Origin of the sequence: Sphingobium sp. MK2, assembly GCF_040170545.1 — a bacterium.
Taxonomy (GTDB): Bacteria; Pseudomonadota; Alphaproteobacteria; order Sphingomonadales; family Sphingomonadaceae; genus Sphingobium.
The window spans coordinates 1-1724 of sequence record NZ_JAZDXA010000094.1 but is presented as its reverse complement, the minus strand read 5'-3'; the positions used below and the strand labels follow the sequence as shown (position 1 = coordinate 1724).

The following is a 1724-nucleotide window of genomic DNA, read 5'->3' as shown; positions in this document are numbered from 1 at the left end:
GGTAACACTCGCGCCGGTGCATGCATCTCATTGAATCACAATGCCTTTTCCAAAAGCACTGTTCAAGTTGGGTTTGGGTATGGCGCAAATCGCCTTGCGCAAAGAGGCGTATGAAGATGCATATCGCCTCTTTGCTAAAGCCTATGCTCAATTTCAGATCGCCGAATACACTCCAGGCGAGGCAATTTGCCTCGAAGGCTTTTCAAATTTAGCTATCGCCCGCCGCGACGATAATGCAGCTAAAGAAATATTAGAAAAGGCCAGAGTTTTATATAAAGATAATAATATGTTAATTGGCGAAGCGAACGTTATGTATCATTTAGCACATATTTCCATTCGTCTTAAGAATGACGAGGAAGCAATTTCGTTGTTGAAAGGCGCTATCATGATTTATGAACAGGCCGAAAGCCCTTTCGGGAAAGCGAACTGCATGACTGTACTAAGTTATATATATGAGCAGCAGGGATTTTCTGACATGGCATATAAATATCTAATGGAGGCGACACAACTATATCAACAGTCCGCCCATAGTTAGCATTTACGTTTCGGATCAATGTTATCAATTGACGCATTCATTACACTTCATCAGTTTATCTTTACGCTGAATCCTCCATCGCGTTGTTGCATAACATTCGTACGAACCGGATATCACCGGATATCAGAAGCCACTTTTTAGGAGATCGACGATCCGCACTGCCATGCTGTGTGCAGGGTCGAAGGGTACGTCCTCAAATCCGAAGCCACGATAGAATTGGCGCACGTCATCATCAAGCGGATGGGTGAGAACGCAAAAGCAGCCGATATTGTAGGACAAGCGTACTGCCGTTGTAAGGGCGAAGAACATCAGGGAACGGGCATAGCCTTTACCTTGGTAATGGCGATCGACGGCGAGCTGGCCGAGCAGCATGGCGGGGATGGGATCAGGGCGGTTGCGCTGGTCGGCTTTGGCGAGGAAGGCGCGCTCGATCTGCGCGGCCGACAGGCTCACATAGCCCACGATATGACCGGTGACGGGGTCACAGACGACGTTAGTGCGCGATACGCCCGCTTCCTGATTGCGCCAGGCATGGCGGCGGAACCATTGATTGAGGGATTCCCGTCCGCAGTCGAAGGCTTCGCGATTGTCGTCGGCGGTGAGCGGGCGAGGTGGCGTTAGTCCTGCCATGCCGGGCGCGTCGCAGAGAGTTTGCGCAACGCCGGGACTTCCTTGGCAGGAGCCTTAACCCAATCCTCGAACTTGTCCCAATCCGCCGCCGGGATCGTCACCAGCCGATGGTCAAGCACATCTTGTTCAGCCGCTTCCAAAGCCCTGCGGCGAATAAAATCACTTAGGTTTGTGCGCGCGTGATCCGCCGCCGTTTCCAGCAACGCACGTTCTGCCGGGCTAACCCGGACACTCAATACCGCAGGCGATGAACTAGCCATAAAATCTCACTTCCTGTATGACATTAGCATACGCAAGGCCGATGGTCAATCGAAATGCTGCCGATCTCATCAGGCTTGGCCTCGTCGGCCATGGTCCGGCGTTACCTGTAACCCACGGACTCTTGTTCAGCTAGGCCGCTCCAAAAGCTGCTGACCGCTTCGGCAAGATGATGATAATCCTGAGCGGTAGCCAGATAACCGCCCTCATGCTTCATGTCGTTCTGGCCTGCTGCCGGTTTGGTGGACACCAAGATAAGGTGTTTATCAGACTGGAGGACGTGAATGGAGCGAAGAAAGTT

At 51.8% G+C, this 1724-nt stretch carries 4 protein-coding genes; 1 reads left to right on the top strand and 3 read right to left on the bottom strand.

Translation table 11 applies throughout. The features are described from left to right. Nucleotides 1-67: 67 nt before the first annotated feature. Nucleotides 68-535 carry a hypothetical protein gene (locus V2I08_RS20375; protein WP_349636572.1) on the top strand — a complete coding sequence of 156 codons (468 nt, stop codon included), beginning with the start codon at nucleotides 68-70 and terminating at the stop codon, nucleotides 533-535. A gap of 123 nt (nucleotides 536-658) precedes the next feature. Here the strand turns inward: V2I08_RS20375 and V2I08_RS20370 are convergent, their stop codons facing one another. From V2I08_RS20370 to V2I08_RS20360, 3 genes are all read right to left on the bottom strand, one after another. Further along, the gene (locus tag V2I08_RS20370; protein ID WP_349636571.1) at nucleotides 659-1165 is read right to left on the bottom strand and encodes a GNAT family N-acetyltransferase; all 507 of its coding nucleotides are present in this window, start codon (nucleotides 1163-1165) and stop codon (nucleotides 659-661) included. Next, nucleotides 1153-1425: a DUF1778 domain-containing protein gene (locus V2I08_RS20365; RefSeq protein WP_349636570.1), complete on the bottom strand. Its 273-nt coding sequence runs from the start codon at nucleotides 1423-1425 to the stop codon at nucleotides 1153-1155. The genes V2I08_RS20370 and V2I08_RS20365 overlap by 13 nt, the downstream gene beginning before the upstream one ends. Nucleotides 1426-1526: 101 nt before the next feature. Beyond that, nucleotides 1527-1724: hypothetical protein (locus V2I08_RS20360; protein WP_349636569.1), on the bottom strand; the 198-nt coding region annotated here is incomplete at its 5' end.

Excerpts from the sequence above, each read along its gene's own strand:
- V2I08_RS20370 (WP_349636571.1), bottom strand. The coding sequence starts at position 1,165 with ATGGCAGGACTAACGCCACCTCGCCCGCTCACCGCCGACGACAATCGC.
- V2I08_RS20365 (WP_349636570.1), bottom strand. The coding sequence starts at position 1,425 with ATGGCTAGTTCATCGCCTGCGGTATTGAGTGTCCGGGTTAGCCCGGCA.